The organism is Halobacterium sp. DL1 (genome assembly GCA_000230955.3).
Taxonomy (GTDB): Archaea; Halobacteriota; Halobacteria; order Halobacteriales; family Halobacteriaceae; genus Halobacterium.
This window is the reverse complement of the sequence record CP007060.1, coordinates 804,762-823,770: the sequence shown is the minus strand read 5'-3', so window position 1 is coordinate 823,770 and position 19,009 is coordinate 804,762. Positions and strand designations below refer to the sequence as shown.

Genomic DNA, 19,009 nt, shown 5'->3' with positions numbered 1-19,009 from the left:
GGGCTACGAACGCCTCGACAAAAGCCGTTCCCGAGACTCAATTTTAGTAGATGAACTGTCATTTTGAGAGGTGCGACGACGGAACACCCGATACGAGCACACTCACCACGAGCGAACGAAGTGCGCGAGCGGGCCAAGCGGCGACCACCGCGCCCAGAGGGCGCGAGGGGGGCCGTGACGGCTTTTTAGCGTAGCTTTTTGCAAGAGAGGCGCGTGAAGCGCGCCGAACGCAGGAAAAAGGTCCTATTGCGGGCTGGGGCTGCCGCCGGTCGTGCCGGAGTCCACCCCGCCCTCGAGGGCTTTGCCGGTGATGGACTTGAGGCGGTCGACCAGCGAGTCCTTCTCGGGTTCGCCGACGAGCGCGACGTCGAGGACCTCACTGATGTGCGAGACGGGGATGACCTCGATCATCTCCTCGTACTCGTCCTCGATCATCACGTCCTGCTCGTTGGCCTTCGGGATGATGACCCGCTTGCAGCCGGACTTCGCGGCGGCCTCGATCTTGTGCGTGACGCCACCGACCGGGAGCACGTCGCCCCGGACAGAGAGGCTGCCCGTCATCGCGAGGTCCTGGGCGACCGGGATGTCCTCCAGGGCGCTGATGACGGCGGTCGCGACCGTGATGGACGCGGAGTCGCCGTCGACGCCGCCCTGGCCCGTCTGGACGAACTGGATGTGGATGTCCTTCTGGGAGATGTCCTGGTCGCTGTACTTCTTGATGATGGCGGAGACGTTGTCGACTGCCTCCTCGGCCATCTCCTTCAGCTGGCCGGTGGCGATGACCTCGCCACCCTCGCCCTGCTTGGGCGTGATCTCGGCCATGACGGGGAGCATGATGCCGGAGTCCCCGCCCATCACGGCGAGGCCGTTGACGCGGCCGACCGCCTCGCCGCCGGAGACTTTCAGCTCGTACTCCTTGCGGCGCTCGATGTAGTCGTCGGCGACCTGCTGTTCGATGGACCGCGAGCGCTTCTTCGCCTGCAGGACGTCGTCCCGCGTGGTGAGTTCGTGGTCCCGCGAACGGGCGATGTCGCCGGCGACCCGGACGAGACCACCGAGGTCACGCAGCTTCAGCGTGAGGTGGTCCTTCCGGCCGGAGCGGCGCTTCGCCTCGAGGATGACCTCGCGGACCGCCTCGGGGGAGAAGGCCGGGAGCTGGCCGTCCTTCTCGACCTCCTGGGCGACGAAGCGCGCGTACTTCCGGCGCATCCCCGGGGTGTCCTCGATAGTGTCCTCCATGTACACCTCGTAGCCGTACCCCCGAATTCGGGAGCGCAGCGCGGGGTGCATGTTCTCCATCGCGTCCATGTTGCCGGACGCGACCATGATGAAGTCACACGGGACGGGTTCGGTCTGCACCATCGCGCCCGAGGAGCGCTCGGACTGGCCGGTGATGGAGAACTCGCCCTCCTGGATGGCCGTCATCAGCTTCTGCTGGCTGCGGACGTCGAGCGTGTTGATCTCGTCGATGAACAGCACGCCCTTGTGCGCCTTCTGGATGGCGCCGGCCTCGACGCGGTCGTGGCTCGGCGTCTCCATGCCGCCGGACTGGAACGGGTCGTGGCGGACGTCGCCGAGCAGCGCGCCGGCGTGGGCGCCGGTGGCGTCCTCGAACGGCGCGATCTTGCGGTCGGCGTTGTTGATGAGGAGCTTCGGCACCATGGCGTCGCTGCCGCGGTTGGAGTACCGGAAGACGAGATAGATGACGCCGGCCGCGAGGATGCCCAGCAGCGGCTGGTTGACCATCAGCAGCGCGTAGCCCACGACGATGAGGATGATGATCCACATCAGGAACGACCGCATCTGGTTGCGCTTGCGGGCTTCCTCCTTGTGCGCGTCGACAATCTGGTCGCCTTTCCCGGCGGGAACCGTCCGGACCTTCGGTTCGTTGGAGTCGTCCGGGTTGTGGTAGACGAGAACGTCCTGCAGGCTCTCCTTCGGGAGGAGGTGGCTCATCGCCTTCGCAAGCAGCGACTTGCCGGTCCCGGGGGAGCCGATCATCATCACGTGCCGGTGCTGCTTGGCGGCGCGCAGGATGATGTCGCGTGCCTCCTCCTGGCCGATGACCTGGTCGACCAGTCGGTCGGGAACCTCGATGTTCGACGTGTCGTCGATTTCGAGGCCGCCGAGCAGGTCGTCCTCGGCGATATCCTCGTTGATGGACAGGTCTCCCTCGACGCCGACGTCGCTCCCGAGGTCCTCGAGGTCGCCCGTGGTCTCGTCGGGCCCGGGGGCCGGAGCCTCCTCGGAGTTGTCGTCGTCGTGGAGGGGTCTGTCCTTGTTCGATTCGTTACTCATTGAAGTGATTTCGACAGTCGAAAACAGGGGAGGGCGACTGATATACTTTCTCCCTCGGCGAAACCGCGAGTCGGCCGTATTCTCCGCTTTCAGGCCCTATACAGCGATTCCGTAGTTCGACTCGAAACGGAGGGTAACGGACTCGGACCTGCCGGACTCGCCATTCTTATGGTCGCTGCAGTGGTTTGTCCACCAGAGGAATGACTCGCGGGTTCTACATCGGACGCTTCCAGCCGTACCACAACGGCCACCAGCGCGTCGTCGAGCAGATAGCGACGGAGGTCGACGAACTCGTCGTCGGCATCGGGAGCGCGGGCGACTCACACAGCGCCCGGAACCCGTTCACGGCGGGCGAGCGGATCATGATGATCACGAAGTCGCTCGTGGAGTTCGACCTGGTGACGTACGCCGTCCCCATCGAGGACCTGGACCGGAACGCCGTCTGGGTGAGCCACGTCCAGTCGATGAGCCCGAACTTCGACGTGGCGTACTCGAACAACCCGCTGGTCATCCGCCTGTTCAACGAGGCCGGCATCGAGGTCCGGCAGTCGCCGATGTTCGACCGAGAGGTTCTGGAGGGCACCGAGATCCGCCGACGGATGGCCGAGGACGGCGACTGGGAGAGCCTGGTCCCGGGAACCGTCGCGGACGTCATCGAGGAGATCGAGGGCATCGACCGCATCCAGAAGATCAGCGACACGGACTCGAACGGCGACCCGAATCCGGCCTAGTACTGTCGATTTTCGCGGTTGCTTCTGAGACTGACGGAGTGGTGGCTACGACCTCGAAAGCCCCCGTTCGCCGACTTCGACTAGCCCAGAACGAGCAGTTTTCAACGAGGACGCGACTACTACCGGGTATGATAACGCTGAGTACCGACTTCGGGTCGCCCTACCCGGCGGCGATGAAGGGCGTCGTCCTGCAGTCCACGGACGCGCGTCTCGTCGACGTGACCCACGACTTCCCGCGGCAGGACGTGCGCGCGGCAGCGTTCTGGCTCCGCGAGGTGCTGCCGTACTTCCCGCCGGCGGTCCACCTCGTAGTCGTCGACCCGGGCGTCGGCACCGACCGCGCGGCCGTCGTGGTGCGAGCGGGTCGTCACGCGCTCGTCGCGCCTGACAACGGGGTGGCGATACCCGCGGCGCGGCAGATAGCCGAGGACGTGGAGGTGTTCGAGATAGCCGTCGAGGACCCCGCGAGTTCGACGTTCCACGGCCGGGACGTGTTCGCACCCGCGGCGGCCGACGTCCACGCGCGCGGCGTCGAGACGTTCCACGAGTACAGCGACTACGAGCGCACGGACGATTACGAGACGCTCGCGTTCCCGGACCCGGACCTCGCGGGCGACGCGCTCCGCGGCGAGGTGCTCGTCGTAGACGGCTTCGGGAACGCCATCACGAACGTCCCGGGTCGCGTCCTGGCGGACAGGTTCGGGGAGGTCGTCACAGTGAACGGCGAACGCGTCTCCGTCGAGCGGACGTACGCGGCGGTCGGGAGCGGCGAGCGACTCGTCACAGTCGGGAGCCACGGGAACGTCGAGCTGGCGGTGAACCGTGGGCGCGGCGACGAGGCGTTCGGCGTCGAACCCGAGAGTCCGGTGGAACTGGCATGGTGAGGGGAGCCGGCACCCGGCTCACCCAGTACACCGACGCTCACCGCAGCGACCCGACGCTGTCCTCGGTGGACGCGAGTTCCTGCTCGAGGAGCTCCCGCTCGAAGTAGAGGAGTTCGACCGCGACGGTGCCGACGGCACCGAGCGCGGGCGGAACCGGGTGGACGTCGTCGGCGTCACGCTCGTGGAACGCCAGTAGACTGACCACGCCGAAGACGACGATGAACGACAGCGACGCGAACCACGTTGCCGCCATCGTGAGTTTCGCGACGACCCCGAGAACGGCGTAGATGCCGCCGCCGATCATGCCACCGAGGGCGATGGACACGCACTCGGTTAGCCCGAGCTGCTCGGCCATCGTGTCGCCGTGAGGGCAGTGATCCGGTTACACGTTGTGGCCGGGTGATCGGGTTCTCAGTCGACCCTCAAAATGGGACTACACACACCGTCACACCAAAATAGTCGGCCGGATACGTTGGCCCATGCTCGAACTGGAGCACGGGTTCCGCGTCGTGGACGCCCACGTGCGTCTCCACGCCGGACCGGGGCGGCCCGTGCGCGGCAACACCATCGACGCGGAGGACCTGGAACGCGAGATGCACCAGTCCGGCATCGTCCGCTCCGTCGTGTTCCCCGGCCCGCAGAAGGGCGAACAGGGCTACCTCCGCGCGAACAACGCCGTCGCGCGGCAGGCCGCCCAGCGCCCGTTCATCGCGTTCGCGCGCATCGACGGCCCCCGCGACCCCGGCGACGGCGCGACGTCGAAGCTGCGGAACCTGCGGTCGTCGCGCCGCGAGTGGCAGACCTCCCCCGAGGACATCGAGCAGTACGCATACGACGACCGCTTCCACGGCTTCAAACTCGACCCGACGCGGGACGGCCTCCCGGACGCCGACGTGCTCGACGTCATGGACGACGTCGGCCTCCCGGTGCTCGTCCACGGCGGCCGCGGCTTCTCGCCGAGCGCGCTCGAGGAGACGCTGCTCGGCCGGGAGTTCCCCGTCGTCCTCGCGCACTTCGGCGGCCACCCGCTCGACCGCTCGCTGATGCACGAGGCGGTCGCGATGCTGGAGACCCACGAGGAGCTCTACCTCGACACGGCCGCCGTCAGGTACCGGGAGCTGCTCGAACGAGCCATCGTCGAACACCCCGACCGCGTGCTGTTCGGGAGCGGCGCGCCCGCCGTCCACCCGAACGTCGCGGTGATGGAGATTCTGACGCTCGACGTGACAGAGGACGCGATGCGGAAGGTGTTCGGGAAGAATCCGGTGCGGGTCATTCCCGGCCTCGACCGGGAGTGAGTCGCGCCGACAGTCGGTGGTCGCTGGCTGCCTACCTGTCGTAGCGCGCAACCGCGCGGTCCATCCGCGCGGAGACGCCGTTCGGGTTGCGCCGCGGACTCCGGTCGCCCATCCGCGCGGAGAGGCCGTCCTGGCTGCCGCGCCAGATGTTCGGGACGACGGCGGCGCCCGCGGCGGACCACTCCGTCAGTTTGGCGTTCCCGCGGGCCACGTCGCCGCCGACGGAGAGCGCGTCGCCGACTGCGTGGCGGACGACTCGCGCCCCGATTCGCACACCCATCCCGTAGTTCTTCACGAGGCGGTAGGCGAGCGAACGGTACTTCAGCCCCCACGCGGACTCCTCGGGGTCTTCCGGGAGTCGGTGGACGATGTCGTCTTTCTCCTCGCGGAGCACCACGGCGTCTCGCCCCCAGACCACGTCGTGGCCCATCCCCGCGAGGCGGTGGGCGGCGTCCCGCGCGGCGCCTGTCTGGAGGTACTCGTCGAAGCCGTCGAGGGCCTCGATGGCGGCGCGCGTGAACGCGACGTTGCCGCCGTCGAAGTACGTCACTTCGCGGCCACAGACGGTCCGCCGCTCGACGGACTCGGTGGTGACGCCGCCCTCGACGTTGCGGTGGACGGGGCCGGTGACCGCGTCCGCGCCGTCCGCGAGCGCGTCCAGAATGGCCGGCACCCACCCCTCCCGGATTCGGGTGTCCTGGCCGACGAACGCGACCACGTCCCCGGTCACGGCCGCGATGCCCGCGTTCCGGGAGGCGTTGAGGTTCCGCTCTGCGAGTTCCAGGAGCACGTCGACCGCGTCGTGGTCGCGGGCCATCCCGGAGGTGCCGTCCGCGGACGGCCCGTTGGCGACGACGACCTCGGCGTCGGGTGCGTGGGTCGCGAGCGCGTCGAGAGACGCGGCGAGCGCCTCGCGCCCGTTGAGGGTTGGCACCACTACCGAGATATCCATAGTTCCGTTCACTCTCGGCGCCGGTAAAAACGTCTCGGGTTCCGATAGACCGGAATCCGCGGCCGCGCTCGGGCTACACTCGGGCGTCCCAGTAGGAGACCGAGGAGAGCGGTCGGCCCAGCGGCGTCCGGCCAATGGCCGTGTCGCCCGTCCGGACCGGGCCAGCGACCCAGTCGGGGACCGCGCGGTAGAAGCCGTACGGCACGACGAAGTCGTGCTCGGCGTCCTCGAGGTGGAGCCCCGCGCCCTCGACGAGTCCCTCGACCTCGCTGGCGCCGTACAGCCGCGACCCCATCGGGAGCAGCCAGTTGTACAGCGAGCGCGTGCTGAAGCGGTTGAACGTGTCGAAGAACACCTGCTCCTCGGCGACCCGCGCCATCTCCGTGAGGAACTTCGCGGGCGTGTCCGCGAGGTGGAAGAATCGCATCGCGAAAACGGCGTCGAAGTGGTCGTCCGGGAACGGCAGGCGGGCGGCGTCCCCCCGCATGAACTCCAGGTTGTCCGTGACGCCGGACTGGCTGGCCTTCTGGCGGCCCTCCTGGAGCATCGGCCCCGAGATGTCGAGGCCCGTGATGTCCGCGCCGCGCTCGGCGAGCATCACCGTGAACCGGCCGGTACCGCAGGCTATCTCGAGGACACGTTTGTCCTCGACGGGCCCGAGCGCGTCGAGCACTGCTTGCTTCTCCCGGCGGTCGATGAGCCGGCCACCGCGAGAGAACCGTTTCTCGTCGTACTCCTCCGCGACCTCGGTGGCCTGGTACCACTCCTGTCCCTTCACGCTTCTCACGCCAACATCGTAGGGGGGCGGTTAAAACCGTACTGGAAACCGCGGAACGACTTTGCCCGCTCGGCGCGTACCGTGAGGTATGAGAACGTGCCCCGACTGCGACGGGGAGTTCGACCTCGAGGAGCTGACCCACCACGACCACGAGGGCATTCACCGCGTGCACTGTCCGGACTGCGGCCACCACTTCGGGACCTACAACGACCACACGCACTGACCTGCGCGCCGTTGGCGAATCCCCTCGTCAGTCGAACACGCGCGTCGGTTCGATGCGCACGAGCACGCGCTCTCCCTGCTCCTCGCCGTGGTGAGGGTACTCGTCGACGTCGAAGTAGCGGGCGGCGAGTTCGTCGATGTGGTCGACGGCGCCGTCGGTCGTTATCTCCGCAACTGTCCCCTGGAAGCCGACGTACCGGTAGGGGTCGTCCGGGTCGAGGATGCAACCCCCCACTCGCTCGTCCTGCTGGAGGTTCTGCTCCTTCCGGCGGCCCCTGGCGGTGTTCACGAGGACGTGTTCGCCGTCGTAGTCCACCCAGACGGGCGTGACGTGGGGTTTGCCGTCCGGGGAGAGCGTGCCAAAACTGAGGAACGAGCGCTTCTCGAAGAGGTCGTGGTACTCCTCCGGGATGGTCGCCATGCCTGGACGTTCGACCGAATCCGGCAAAAACGTGTGGTCGCCGCAGACCGCCGCTACACGCCACCTGCGACCTTATACGATATTAGGTATTTAGTCGCAGGGGTAGACAACCTTTACCTACACCAGTATGTGATGGAGTTCCATGAGCACGTCCACCAAGAACAGCCAGCCACCAGAAGACGACGACGAGTTCCGCGAGCGCCTCCGCGAACTGCCCCCGAGCGCCAAGCTCGTCGCCAAGGTCCTCGAGATCGACGCGCCCCTCTCCCAGGGGCAACTCGCCGACGAGTCGCTGCTCCCGGACCGCACCGTACGCTACGCCCTCAACCGCCTCGACGACGAGGACCTGGTCGACTCCCGCTACAGCTTCCAGGACGCCCGCAAGCAGGTGTACTCGCTGGCCGACTGACGCGACACTTTTCCCGCCGCCGTCCCTCTGCACGTCCGTGCCCGAGCAGTACCCGGTCCGCGTCGAGACGCGTGCCCCACAGGGTGAGACGAACGCGTACCGCCTGGGGACTCCCGAAGGACTTCTCGTCGACCCGGCGGGTCGCACGCCAGCCCTCGACGCCGCCGCGACGGACGTCGACCACGTCGCGGTCACCCACGCCCACCCGGACCACGTCGGCGCCGTCGCCGAGTACGCGACCGAAGCTGACGCGACGGTGTGGGCCCACGCGGCGTTCGCCGACCGCTTCGAACGCGCGACCGGCGTTCCCGCAGACCGCCTGTTCCGTCCGGGAGACGAACTCGGCGACACCGGCGTCACCGTCCTCGATACACCCGGCCACGCGCCCGACCACGTGGCGTTCGTCGAAGAGAACGAGGCCGTCACGGGCGACCTCGTGTTCGCCGACGGGAGCGTGTTCGTCGGCGCGGTCGACGGAGACATGCGCGCCTACTTCGCCTCGCTGCGCAGTGTGCGCGCCCGGAACTTCGACCGCCTCCACCCCGGCCACGGGCCGGCCATCGAATCCCCGAGTGAGCGCCTCGCCGCCCTCTACGAACACCGCCGCGACCGCGAACGGCGCGTGCTCGCGGCCGTCGAATCTGGCGCCGAGACGGTGGAGGAGGTCCTCGACGCCGCCTACGACAAGGACCTCGCGGGGGTGCGGGACCTCGCGGGCCAGACCGTCCGCGCGCACCTCGACAAACTCGCCGTCGAGGGCCGGGTCGAGTGGGACGGGGCGCGCGTAGTCGAGCGTAACGAGACCACGTTCTGAACGAGCGGGGAGCGCAGCGACCCGCGAGCACGCCGCCCCCGCGTAGCTTTTCCCCGAGCGCTCCGAACTGGAGTTGTGAACGACCTCGAAGCCGAACTCGACCGGGCCCGCGGACTCGCGGTCGCGGACCTCGCAGACGCCATCGAGACCATCGGCTTCGAGTGCACGCGCTGTGGTGCCTGCTGCAAGAGCGAAGAGGAGGACCCGCACACGGCGACCGTCTTCCCGGACGAGGTGCGGGAACTGCAGGAGGCGGGGGTGGAGGGGGAGAGCGACGAACGCGACTGGCGAGACGTCGCGCGCCCGATGCCCTACGGCCTCGACGAGGACGGGGACGGCGAGACGTTCGAGTGGGCGCTCCAGACGAATTCGTGCGGGGACTGCACGTTCTACGACGAGGACGACGAGGGGACTGGGAAGTGTACGGTCCACGACAGCCGACCGCTCATCTGCGAGACCTACCCGTTCAGCGTCGCGCTCGGCGGCACCAGTCAGCCGATGGGCGAGGCAGTCGACGAGGCTGGGATGGTGCGTGCACACGAGTGCGAGGGACTCGGCCGCGACATCTCCCGCGAGGACGCCGAGTCGCTGGCCGCAGCGCTGAAGGAGCGCGCCGTGCGGGAACTGGAGGAGGCAATCTCGGTCCGGGACAACTTCGAGCCGGCGAACCCGGCGCCAGGCGAGGCAGTGGTCCACGACTCCGAAGGCGCCAAGCGCCCCGACGGAACCCAGTACGAAGGATAACGAGGGAGCGGAGCGTCGCAGGCGCCCCCGGGCGGGGTAACTCGTGACAACGGTTAAGTCACGGGACCAACACGCTTCAGTGGAGGCTTCGACATGGAAATCTCTGACCAGCTACTCTGTCTGTTCAACGCGGAAGTGACTGTGAAAGACGACGAGTACGTCGTCGAGGTGCCGCGCAGCGAAATCGAGGCCGGGTCCGTGGACCCGGGAGAGGTGTACCGCGTCGCGCTCATCTCGCGGACGGAGAGCGAGGAGACCTCGTCTTCGTCTTCGTCGTCCTCCTCCGCTTCGTCTTCGTCCGGCACGGAGACGGCATCGACGGAGCCACAGCCACCCGTCGAGGAGGGAGAGGTGCGCTACGTGGAGATCGAGGACATCGGCAAGCAGGGCGACGGCATCGCGCGTGTCGAGCGCGGCTACGTCATCATCGTCCCGGACGCCGAAATCGGCGAGCGCGTGAAGGTCGAGGTGACGGAAGTGAAGTCGAACTTCGCCGTCGGCGAGATCATCGACGAGACGTACTGAGACGCGGACTGCCGAGCGGTCGCGGTCGCCGAACGGCTCCCTTCTGCGGCCCGCGATGCTGGCAGCGACGGCACCGCTCTCAGCGGACGAACTTCGCGATGTCTGCGTCGTCGACGGTCGGGGTCGTGTCGTGGGGGCGGTCGACGAGGATGTCGCCGGCCGTCCGGTCGCCGATGCCGGGGATAGCGGTGAGTTCGGCCATCGACGCGCTGTCGAGGTCGAGGGGGTACGGCACTCCGGTCACCGAGCGGTAGCCGTGGTCGGTGACCGCCACGTCGATGGTCCGTCCGAGTTCGCGCTCGCCCGGGATGCCGACGAGCAACGAGTAGGTGCCGAGCTGGCGGCCGAACGTCTTGCCGTCCTGGTGGTACTCGAGGTGGACGTCCTCCAGGACGGTTCCGGGCGGCACCACGCGGTTCAGCATCGGGTTGTCGATATCCTCGCGGACCTCCGTCTTGTACTGCTTGAACAGTTGCTTGTGGTTCTCGGCGAGTTCGACGCCCGTTTCTGCCATCTCCGTCCCCTCGAAAGTCATCACCTGCCGGATGTTGATGCGCCGGAGCATCAGCCCCTCGTCGAGCACGCGCTGGAGGAACTGCTTGTTGTGCTCGAACGTCTCCGCGCTCTCGCCCTTGAGGCCGTGGACGAGGTTGATGCCGGGGAGCAGTTTCGGCAGCCGGTTCGCGGCCTCGTCGCCGAACGTCGGCGCGTCTTCCGGGGATTCGCCAGGACGCCAGCCGCCAACCTCGTTGACGACGCGGACTGCCTCGAGACACTCGTCGGCGGAGACGAGCAGGTGGTTCTCCTCGGCGACGACTGGGTCCGCGGACTCCAGGCCGAACGCCGCGGTGTCGCCCGCGGTGTTGTGCTCGGCGATGATGCGGATGGCCTCCCGGGACTTCTCGGGGTAGTCCACGATGGTCACGGGGTTCATGTTGTCGAGGTGCAGCGTCCCGAGGTCGGGCGCCACCTCGCGGATACCCTCGTAGAGGTCGCGCAGGGCGCCCGGGTTCGGGGCCTCGCCGTCGCCGCCGAACGCGAGGATGTCGGCCTGCCGGCCGAGGCGGAAGTGCCGCGCGCCGGCGTCGTAGAGGTTCCCGACCTCGCGGACGACGGAGTCGGCGCTCCGGAAGCCGGGGTCGCCGTACATCGGTTCCGTGCAGAACGAGCAGCGGTAGGCGCAGCCACGGGAGGTCTCCATCTCGCAGATGAGGTACTCCGGGAAGTTGGGGTGCTGCTCGACGACGAACGCGCCCTTCGCGCCCCAGCGGTCGATCTCGTCGTTGTCGCGGTAGCGGTCCTCGAACCCATCTAGACCGTTGTTCACGAGGTCGTAGGCCGCGGCCTCGACGTCCGCCATCGCGAGGAAGTCGAAGTCGAGGTCCGAGCGCTCCATCTCCTGGGCGCCCGCGTTCTCCTCGCCGACGCCGAAGCGGACGGGACCGCCCATCACGCTCGTCCCCTCGGCGACCCACGCCAGCTCCCGCACCTCGTCTGGTTCGGCGGGCGTCCCGCCGACGTACTTCCCGGGGACGGTCATGCCGCCGACGTAGACGAAGAGGTCCGCGTCCGCCACGTCGGCCCACTTCGAGCGGTCGTCGCGCAGTTCGTCGATGGTGTGGTAGGTGACGTTCTCGGGGTCGACGCCGGCGTCCACCATCGCGCCGGCGGCGTACCGCGGGTACGTGGAGATGTACGGCGGCACGCCGAAGTGCGCCGGCTCGTCGACGTAGCCGTCCACGAGCGTCACGTCCAGCTCCGCGGGGTCGTTCATTGGCGGGGGATTGGGGGTCGACGCGTAAGAACGTGACTACACGGGGCGACTGCCGGCCCCACTACCCGGCTCTCGGAGCAGCCTCGGGGGCACGGCGGTGCTGCTGGAGGACGCAGGCGACGAGGGTGAGCGCGGCGCCGACGGTGGGCGGCAGGACGTACGTGAATGCAGTCTCGGCACCACCCGAAACGGCGTTTCCGACGGCCGACGGGACCACGGGCAGTGCGGCGACGATTGCGACGTCGCCGAGCGCGATCGGAACGAGTGTGAGCAGCGACCCGACGAGGAACAGTTTCCGAGGGGTGCCGTCGAGGGCGTACAGCAAAGGTACGAGCGTGGGGAACGCGAGCACTGCGTAGAACGGCTCCAGCGGGAACGCGACGAGGATTGCCGTGAGGACGGCGTGGAGGCCGACGAGTCGGTCGGTGAGCGTGGCGGTGACCCGGTTGGCTGCGGCGACGACGGGCGCGAGGATGGCGAGGCTGGTCGCCAGCAGCGCTCCCCCGGAGAGCCCCGGTGCGACGGCGACCAGCTGGCGTCTGAGGGTGGCGTAGGGCGCCGTTGGGTCTGGGCCGTCGGGGAAGGTGGCGACGTTCGCCTCGCCGCCGAGCACGGTGGTGGCGAACGTCTCGTACGACCCGGGGCCGAAGGCGGCGAGGCCGGCGAGCAGGACGCCCAGACCGATGGCGGTGGCGGCGGCGACGGCCCTCCAGGCGCGCTGCCTGAGGAGCCACACGCCGACGAACGCGGGGAACAGTTTGACGAGCGCTGGGAGCGCGAACGCCGCGCCGCTCGCGCACTCGCGGTCCGACTCGAACGCCAGCAATCCCGCTGCGACGGCGGCCGCGAGCACGGGGTTGACCTGGCCGTTGACGAGGTTCACGACCGACGGCGAACTGACGAGGACGGCAGCGCCGACGAGCCAGCGGTCGGTAGGGTCGAGGGTGGCGCCCGCCCGCTCGGTGAGACGGACGCAGACCACGGCGACGGCGCCGAGTGCGACCACACCGACCAGTATCTGGACGGAGAAGGCGAGAGTGGCGCTGCCGAGGAGGGCGTTCGGGACGAAGGCGACGGCAACCGGAGGCGGGTAGAGGAAGCCGGTGTCGTACAGCGGCTGGCCGTCGAGGAGGGCGCGGCCGGCGGCGTAGTAGACGTCGCTAGCGAGCGCGACCTGCCCGGGGTTCCTGGCGGGGAAGACGAGGGCGGTGAGCAGTCCCGAGACGACGGCCGCCGCGAGGACGAATCGGGTGGCGTGCGTCGACGCGACCGTCGAGGCGAACCACCTGGCGCGCTCGGGGAGCGACCGGAATCCGGGGGTCGGTGGCACGGGAGAACGTGCCACTGGGGCCACTTTCGTGTTCCGGTGGCAGGGGTCGTCCCACCGCGGCCGGCCGCTTTATGCCCACGGCGTCCCAACGTCGAGGTATGCCCGCCACGCTCGAGGTCCGCTGTACGAACGACGACTGCGAGATGGACATGTTCGAGATGCACTACACGTACGACATGCCCGACAGCGTCGGGCTGTCGGACTTCGCGTGCCCGTACTGCCGGGAGACCGAGCCGCTGGAGGAGATCGAGCTATGAGGGGACGCAGGCTCGCCGAAGCGGTCGGCGGCGCGGTGCTGCGCCGGATGGGGCAGGCTGCCTCACAGTTCCAGGAGGAGTCGCCGCTCCCGGTCGACGTCCTGGAGAGCGACGACGAGTACCTCGTCGTCTTCGACGTCCCGGGCGCGCTGACCAGCGACGTCCAGGTGAACTACGCGGACAACACGGTGTCGGTACGCGTCGACCGCTTCCGGGAGTACCGCGAGGGGTTCGACATGCTGTTTCCCGGCCGCGGCCTGGCCCTGGATGGCGAAACGCGTCTGCCCGGCGACGCCGTCGTAGAGGCCGACAGCGCGCACGCCGAACTGAACGACGACGGCACGCTGTACGTCTTCCTGCCGAAGGGCGAGGGCGACAGCACCCGCATCGACGTCACCGAGGGAACTCAGGACGAGGACGTCGAGGCGGGTGAACCGACCGCCGAGAGTGGCGCACACGCCAGCGAACCGGAGGACGAGTCGGACCACGACGACGTCCCGCTCGAGTAGCTACTCGACGGTCATCCCCTCGACGATATCGAAGGACTCGTCGCCGGTGAACCGCGCCGGGTCGAACGCGGGGATGCCGTCACCACCGAGCATCTGTTCTGCGATTGCTTCGCCCGTGGCCGGCGCGCGCATGAAGCCGTGGCCCTGCCAGCCAGCGGCGACGAAGAGCCCGTCCGTGAGTTCGCCGAGCAGGGGGTCGCGGTCCGGCGTGGCGGTGCAGAGGCCCGCCCACGCCCGCTCCACGTCGGGGTCGTAGCCCGGGAGCCGGTCGGTGAGACGGTCGCGCATCGCGTCCACGAACCAGTCGTCGCCCGCCCGGTCGTAGGACTCCGGGTCCGCCTCGACGGGTTCGGTGCCGTCGCCCGCGAGCACCCCCGTCGGGTGCGGTCTGGCGTAGTAGCCCCCGGTCGCGTCGTAGAACGTCGGCATCTCGCCGGGGCCACCGGCGGTGAGCGCCTGCACGCGGTACGGCTTCAGCGGAACCGAGAGGCCGGCGTCGGCGAGCAGGCGCTTCGTGTGCGCACCCGCCGCGACCAGCACGGCGTCGTAGCGCTCGCCGTTCACGCGGGGTGGGTCGGTCCGGACCGCCGCCCGCGTCTGCTCCAGCACCTCGACGCCCGCGTCCGCTGCCTTCGACGCGAGCAGGTCGGCGTACGCGCTCGTGTCCGCCACGCCAGCGTCCCGAGCGATGGCAGCTTCGACCACGTCGTCGGTCCGGAGCGCAGGGAAGCGCTCGGAGATCGTTCCGGCGTCGATTCGCTCGACGCGACGGCCGTGGCGCTGCATCCCCGCGACCTGGTCGCGGATGGCCGCAGCCTTCGCGCCAGGTTCGGTGACGAACCAGAGGTACGGCGTCTCGCGGAGCGCAAAGTCGCCGTCGCCCGAGAGCTCACGAAACCGCTCGATGGCGCGCGCACCGATGCGGGCGTCGACGTCCTCGGCGAACGCGTCGTAGAGAATGCCAGCGGCCCGTCCGGTGCTCTCACCGCCGACCTTTCTGGCCTCGTACAGCGTCACGGCGGCGTCCCGCGTCGCGAGGTCGTGGGCTGCGGTGAGACCCACCGCGCCGCCACCGACCACCGCGACCCGCCTCTCCGGGTCGCTGCGTGAGTCGTCCATACCAGTTCGTACGGTGGCACCCGCATAACTGCCGCGGACGCGGCGCCCGGACGCCTGCAGTTAGTTTCACTTTCACCCCGCACGGGTGAGGTTAAAGCGGATACCGTCTGATTTCCAGATATGTCACTCCAAGGAAGACGCCGACGCTCGCCGCGCAGGGCCGACAGTTCGGAACGGCGCATCGAGGTGTCGGAGATGACCGCCGCGGGGGTCGCCGCCTACGCCGACAGCCACGCCGACGACGCGTTCCTCGAGCGCCGCGGCGGGAAGACGTTCCTCGTCACCGTCGAGTAATCAGGCCAGGAAGGCGTCGATGCCGGCCGCGGGATAGGCGACAACGGTGTCGACGCCCGCCTCGCGGAGCGCTTCGACGCGTTCGCGGACGGTTTCCTCGTCGCCCACCAGGGCGTAGTCCCGCACGGCCTTCGACAGCACCTCGCGGGCGCGGCCGTCGGCGGTCCCGTCCGCGGCTGCGCCATCGGGCAACGCGCGCGCCACTGGTTTCCGTCGCGCCGTATACGCGCCGACTGCGTCCAGTATCTCGTTCTCGTCGTCGCTCAGCACGGTGGGCGCGTAGACCGCTATCTCGCCGTCGTACCCCGCCGCTCGCAGCGAGCGGACGGCCCGTTCGGTCTGCCGGGCGAGCAACTCGAACTGGGTCGCGCCCGTCGCGAGCGCGGCGCGCTCGACGCCCTCCGTCCCGACCCAGGCGTCCGCGTCGGCCGTCACGGCGGCGCCGAACCGGGGAGCGACCGCGCGCTCGGCCTCGGCCTCGGAGAGGTAGGCGCCGTGGCCGGCGACGACCACGCGACCGACGTGCTCGGGGAGTTCGGTGGCCAGCGAGTCGTCTCCGAGAGGGTCGAAGCCGTCCGCGCGGACGGGCGTCGTGAGCCGAACCTCGCGGTCGCCGTTCGCGAGGTCCGCGACGGCGTCGAACTCCGGGAGGTGCTCGTGGCCCTCGTAGTCGATGACAACCGTGTCGAGCGCCTCGTGGAGCTCCGGGATGCGTCGGTAGTCAGTCTCGGCGGGTTTCAGCGCGACGGCGTCGACGCCCGCGACCGCGGCGTGGCTGTCGCTTCTCAACACGACAGTTCACCCCGGGCCGCGAGACGCAGTTGACTCTCAGTACAGTAGCGGAACTCGATCCATCGTCTCTGCGACCATACCCCGGCTACCGGACAGACCGGCAAAAGGCTGTCGCCATCGCGAATTACGGCCGCAGCGAGTTGAGAACCGCCCAGGCGTCGTGGCCCACCTCGCCGGGATGGGGGAGGCCGAGTTCGTAGCGGAGCCTGTCCTGGCGCTTCAGCGGGTCGAAGACGGCGGGTTCGTCCAGCCCCCACACCTCACAGGGGCGGGCGTGCACGCGGGACCGGGAGAGGACCGCGTTGGCGGCTCGGCGGCCGGCCTCGTTGGCGGCCTCCATCGTCGCCAGGTCCGTCTCGACGCGCACGTAGTCGGCCGCGAGCACGAAGTTCTCGGCCTCCGTCCCGGCCTCGGGCCGGTGGCGGAGGCTCCCCACCGTGTTGATGACCAGCGGCGCGTCGTTCGTCAGTCCGCCCTCTCCCTGCCCGAGCGCCGGGTCGAGGAAGTGCGAGACGCGGGCCTCGTCGGGAAGTTCCTCGGGGCCGAGGTGGGACTGCACCTGCGCCCAGATCTCCTCGACGACCTCCTCGCGCGTGCACTCCCTGGCGGGCTTGCCGTACAGCACGCCGGGGGTGTCCCAGTCGGAGGCGATGACGGAGAGCACGCCCTCGACCTCGCCGCCGGAGCGCGCGACGGGGTCGTGGTCGACCCAGAACTGGCGCTGGCTGATGGACGTGAGCGCCCACGGCGAGTCGACGTAGACGGCGTGTCCGCCCACGATGGGGACGTCGCGGTCGAGGTAGAACTGGACGCCGTTCATCCACGCGGTCTCGACGTGGTCGACGCCCGCCAGGGAGGGCGCGGCGCGGCGCAGGTCGGGCGTGACGAGGCGCCGCATCACCTCCACGGGGAGCGCGGCGACGTAGTAGTCCGCGGTGACGCGCTCGCCGTCCACCACGGCGCCGGTCACCCGCTCGCCGTCGCTCTCGATGGCCGTGACGGGGGCCTCGAGTTCGATGGAGACGCCCAGGTCGCGGAGGTACGCGACCCACGGGTCGAACCACACCTCGCTCGTCGGGCCGTCGAGCACGCGCTCGGCGGGCCTGTCGGGGTCGAACTGGCCGAACAGCAACTGGAGGTAGATGGTGCCGACGGTGCGCGCGCTCCCCACCTCCGGCCGGAGCGCGACCAGCGCCTGCGTGGACGCCGCGAGGTGTTTCTGGTACGCGGGGGACATCTCCGCGGCGTCGATGAACTCCCACCACGACGTGCGCTCGAACTCGTCCTCGCGGCGCTCCCGGCAGCTCGTCAGCAACACGGCGAGCCGCGAGAGGAAGTGGGCTATCTCGTGGCGCGGCACGGAGCCGCCCGCGATCTGGGGCCGGAAGGCGTCCAACCACTCGCGGGGCGTCGACGGGCGCTCCGTGGACGCGCGGACCGCGAGGTCACCGGTCCCCGCGACGAGCGTCTCGCTGGTCGCGACAAGGTGGTCCGCGACGGTCCCGTCACCGTCCGGGATGCGCTCCATCGTGTCCACGACGTTGCGGTAGTAGGCGGGGAAGAAGCGGAAGCCGTGCTCGCCCAGCAGCCCCGCCTCGTCGTCCGATATCGGGATGGAGCGGGCCTTCCCGCCGACGCGGTCGTTGGCCTCGTAGACGGTCACGTCGAAGCCGCGCTCGGCGAGCTCGTGGGCCGCGGTCAGGCCGCCGATTCCTCCCCCGAGTACTGCGACGGTCGGCGAGTCGGACATCGGCGGCTATTGGGGCCGTGTCACCTTCAGCGTGTTTCCTACACGTCCGGGTCCATCTCGACGACGTCCGGGTCGCGGTCGGGCGGCGTCCAGTCGCAGGCGAGTTCGAGGAACTGCACGAGCATGCGGCCGGTGGCCCCCCAGACGGTGTAGTCGTTGACGTGGAAGAAGTGGACGAGCGCCTCGCCGTACGACGGGTGGCGGCGCTTCTCGAGTTCGTAGTTCGCCGGCTCCGTGAGCCCCGATATCGGGAGCACGACGACCTCGTCGACCTCGCGCTCGTCGGGAACGTAGTCGCGGTCCGGGACGCGGCCGACGAACGGCGTCACGGCGTAGCTGCTGACGGTGCTGATGTCGTCCAGTTGCCCGACGAAGGAGAGCTCCTCGCGGCGCAGACCGATCTCCTCGTCGGCCTCGCGGGCCGCCGTCTCCCGGAGGTCCGCGTCGCTTGGCTCCCGGCCGCCACCCGGGAAACTCATCTGGCCGGGGTGTTCGCCGAGGTGGTCGGCGCGCATCGTGAACAGCAGCGCGGGGCCCGCCTCGCGCTCGACGACGGGGACGAGCACCGCCGCGTCCCGCTCCTCGTCCGTGATCTGCTTCGGACGGTGGGCGGCCACCCGCGAGAGGTCCATGGTGGCGGAGACGGACGCGACGCCCTTAACTCACGCGTCGCCGGTCAATCGTTGCCGGACCGCCTCGAGTTCGACGGGCGCCCACGCCTCCGCGTCGTAGGTCACGTCGACGAGGTAGCGGGCGCGCTCGTCGTCGGCCCCGGCGGCGTCGGCTTCCAGTCGCTCCCTGACCGCGTCGGCGAGCGCCTCGCGGTCGATGCGCCGTCGCTCGACGTCCATGATGTGCGGGAGGTCGGCGGCGTTCTCGGGGAGCTCGGGGAACGCCACTGGGCCGGGCGCGAGCAGCGCCTCATCGTCGTGCTCGACTGCCACGAGGTAGTAGTCCCGGAGCGCCGCCTCCACGTCCGCGTCGCCGTCCGCGACATCCTCGCCGCGTTTGAACGCCAGTTCGTCGAGTGCGTCGTCGAGTTCCTCGCGGGTCAGCCCGCCGAAGAGGTCCGCGATGCCCGCGAGTTCGTCGCCGTCCATGGACTGGG

23 protein-coding genes are annotated in these 19,009 nt (G+C 69.2%); 11 read left to right on the top strand and 12 right to left on the bottom strand.

Translation table 11 applies throughout. The features are described 5' to 3' along the window. Positions 1 to 243 precede the first annotated feature (243 nt). The gene (locus HALDL1_05690) at positions 244 to 2,298 is read right to left on the bottom strand and encodes an ATPase AAA (GenBank protein AHG03136.1); all 2,055 of its coding nucleotides are present in this window, start codon (positions 2,296 to 2,298) and stop codon (positions 244 to 246) included. A gap of 200 nt (positions 2,299 to 2,498) precedes the next feature. Between HALDL1_05690 and HALDL1_05685 the strand changes: the two genes are divergently transcribed. Next, complete coding sequence (locus tag HALDL1_05685; GenBank protein ID AHG03135.1) at positions 2,499 to 3,029, top strand: nicotinamide-nucleotide adenylyltransferase; 531 nt, start codon at positions 2,499 to 2,501, stop codon at positions 3,027 to 3,029. A 128-nt stretch (positions 3,030 to 3,157) separates the two neighbouring features. Then, positions 3,158 to 3,913, top strand: coding sequence for an S-adenosylmethionine hydroxide adenosyltransferase (locus HALDL1_05680; protein ID AHG03134.1), 756 nt, complete (start codon positions 3,158 to 3,160; stop codon positions 3,911 to 3,913). A gap of 37 nt (positions 3,914 to 3,950) precedes the next feature. Here HALDL1_05680 and HALDL1_05675 read toward each other — a convergent pair whose 3' ends face one another. Beyond that, positions 3,951 to 4,268 (bottom strand): hypothetical protein, encoded by a 318-nt coding sequence (locus HALDL1_05675; GenBank protein AHG05195.1) that lies wholly within the window; start codon positions 4,266 to 4,268, stop codon positions 3,951 to 3,953. Positions 4,269 to 4,392: 124 nt separating this feature from the next. Here HALDL1_05675 and HALDL1_05670 point away from each other — a divergent pair, with 124 nt between their 5' ends. Then, on the top strand, positions 4,393 to 5,211 hold the full coding sequence (locus HALDL1_05670) for an amidohydrolase (protein ID AHG03133.1): 819 nt from the start codon (positions 4,393 to 4,395) through the stop codon (positions 5,209 to 5,211). 31 nt (positions 5,212 to 5,242) lie between these two features. Here the strand turns inward: HALDL1_05670 and HALDL1_05665 are convergent, their stop codons facing one another. Continuing rightward, positions 5,243 to 6,163 (bottom strand): glycosyl transferase family 2, encoded by a 921-nt coding sequence (locus HALDL1_05665; GenBank protein AHG03132.1) that lies wholly within the window; start codon positions 6,161 to 6,163, stop codon positions 5,243 to 5,245. A gap of 73 nt (positions 6,164 to 6,236) precedes the next feature. Then, on the bottom strand, positions 6,237 to 6,941 hold the full coding sequence (locus HALDL1_05660; GenBank protein ID AHG03131.1) for an S-adenosylmethionine-dependent methyltransferase: 705 nt from the start codon (positions 6,939 to 6,941) through the stop codon (positions 6,237 to 6,239). A gap of 88 nt (positions 6,942 to 7,029) precedes the next feature. On the opposite strand from HALDL1_05660, the gene HALDL1_05655 reads away from it, so the two are divergent. After that, the gene (locus HALDL1_05655) at positions 7,030 to 7,164 is read left to right on the top strand and encodes a hypothetical protein (GenBank protein ID AHG03130.1); all 135 of its coding nucleotides are present in this window, start codon (positions 7,030 to 7,032) and stop codon (positions 7,162 to 7,164) included. Positions 7,165 to 7,191: 27 nt separating this feature from the next. Here the strand turns inward: HALDL1_05655 and HALDL1_05650 are convergent, their stop codons facing one another. Next, positions 7,192 to 7,584, bottom strand: a complete 393-nt coding sequence (locus HALDL1_05650) for a pyridoxamine 5'-phosphate oxidase (protein AHG03129.1) — start codon at positions 7,582 to 7,584, stop codon at positions 7,192 to 7,194. A gap of 142 nt (positions 7,585 to 7,726) precedes the next feature. Between HALDL1_05650 and HALDL1_05645 the strand changes: the two genes are divergently transcribed. The 4 genes from HALDL1_05645 (at position 7,727) to HALDL1_05630 (ending at position 10,076) form a co-directional block, all read left to right on the top strand. After that, on the top strand, positions 7,727 to 7,993 hold the full coding sequence (locus tag HALDL1_05645) for an ArsR family transcriptional regulator (protein AHG03128.1): 267 nt from the start codon (positions 7,727 to 7,729) through the stop codon (positions 7,991 to 7,993). 37 nt (positions 7,994 to 8,030) lie between these two features. After that, entirely contained in the window at positions 8,031 to 8,807 is a 777-nt protein-coding gene (locus HALDL1_05640; GenBank protein ID AHG03127.1) for a metallo-beta-lactamase, read from the top strand. 75 nt (positions 8,808 to 8,882) lie between these two features. Next, entirely contained in the window at positions 8,883 to 9,551 is a 669-nt protein-coding gene (locus HALDL1_05635) for a hypothetical protein (protein ID AHG03126.1), read from the top strand. Between the two features lie 93 nt (positions 9,552 to 9,644). Further along, positions 9,645 to 10,076: a deoxyribonuclease gene (locus HALDL1_05630; GenBank protein ID AHG03125.1), complete on the top strand. Its 432-nt coding sequence runs from the start codon at positions 9,645 to 9,647 to the stop codon at positions 10,074 to 10,076. Positions 10,077 to 10,155: 79 nt separating this feature from the next. Here the strand turns inward: HALDL1_05630 and HALDL1_05625 are convergent, their stop codons facing one another. Together HALDL1_05625 and HALDL1_05620 are read right to left on the bottom strand one after the other, a co-directional pair. Beyond that, positions 10,156 to 11,850: a radical SAM protein gene (locus HALDL1_05625; GenBank protein AHG03124.1), complete on the bottom strand. Its 1,695-nt coding sequence runs from the start codon at positions 11,848 to 11,850 to the stop codon at positions 10,156 to 10,158. Between the two features lie 61 nt (positions 11,851 to 11,911). Further along, positions 11,912 to 13,180 (bottom strand): hypothetical protein, encoded by a 1,269-nt coding sequence (locus tag HALDL1_05620; protein ID AHG05194.1) that lies wholly within the window; start codon positions 13,178 to 13,180, stop codon positions 11,912 to 11,914. A gap of 98 nt (positions 13,181 to 13,278) precedes the next feature. On the opposite strand from HALDL1_05620, the gene HALDL1_05615 reads away from it, so the two are divergent. Next, positions 13,279 to 13,437: a hypothetical protein gene (locus tag HALDL1_05615; protein AHG03123.1), complete on the top strand. Its 159-nt coding sequence runs from the start codon at positions 13,279 to 13,281 to the stop codon at positions 13,435 to 13,437. After that, positions 13,434 to 13,946 (top strand): heat-shock protein Hsp20, encoded by a 513-nt coding sequence (locus tag HALDL1_05610; GenBank protein ID AHG03122.1) that lies wholly within the window; start codon positions 13,434 to 13,436, stop codon positions 13,944 to 13,946. The genes HALDL1_05615 and HALDL1_05610 overlap by 4 nt, the downstream gene beginning before the upstream one ends. On the opposite strand, the gene HALDL1_05605 is transcribed toward HALDL1_05610, so the two are convergent. Then, complete coding sequence (locus HALDL1_05605) at positions 13,947 to 15,065, bottom strand: sarcosine oxidase (GenBank protein AHG03121.1); 1,119 nt, start codon at positions 15,063 to 15,065, stop codon at positions 13,947 to 13,949. It lies immediately after the preceding gene. Positions 15,066 to 15,260: 195 nt separating this feature from the next. On the opposite strand from HALDL1_05605, the gene HALDL1_05600 reads away from it, so the two are divergent. Continuing rightward, entirely contained in the window at positions 15,261 to 15,359 is a 99-nt protein-coding gene (locus HALDL1_05600) for a hypothetical protein (protein AHG05193.1), read from the top strand. Here HALDL1_05600 and HALDL1_05595 read toward each other — a convergent pair whose 3' ends face one another. From HALDL1_05595 to HALDL1_05580, 4 genes are all read right to left on the bottom strand, one after another. Then, a complete protein-coding gene (locus HALDL1_05595) occupies positions 15,360 to 16,151 on the bottom strand; it encodes a luciferase (GenBank protein AHG03120.1) in 792 nt (263 codons plus the stop codon). Positions 16,152 to 16,275: 124 nt separating this feature from the next. Continuing rightward, positions 16,276 to 17,901 (bottom strand): phytoene dehydrogenase, encoded by a 1,626-nt coding sequence (locus tag HALDL1_05590; protein ID AHG03119.1) that lies wholly within the window; start codon positions 17,899 to 17,901, stop codon positions 16,276 to 16,278. 38 nt (positions 17,902 to 17,939) lie between these two features. After that, positions 17,940 to 18,533 (bottom strand): NUDIX hydrolase, encoded by a 594-nt coding sequence (locus HALDL1_05585; protein AHG03118.1) that lies wholly within the window; start codon positions 18,531 to 18,533, stop codon positions 17,940 to 17,942. Positions 18,534 to 18,563: 30 nt separating this feature from the next. Next, on the bottom strand, positions 18,564 to 19,001 hold the full coding sequence (locus tag HALDL1_05580; protein AHG03117.1) for a hypothetical protein: 438 nt from the start codon (positions 18,999 to 19,001) through the stop codon (positions 18,564 to 18,566). Positions 19,002 to 19,009: the final 8 nt, after the last annotated feature.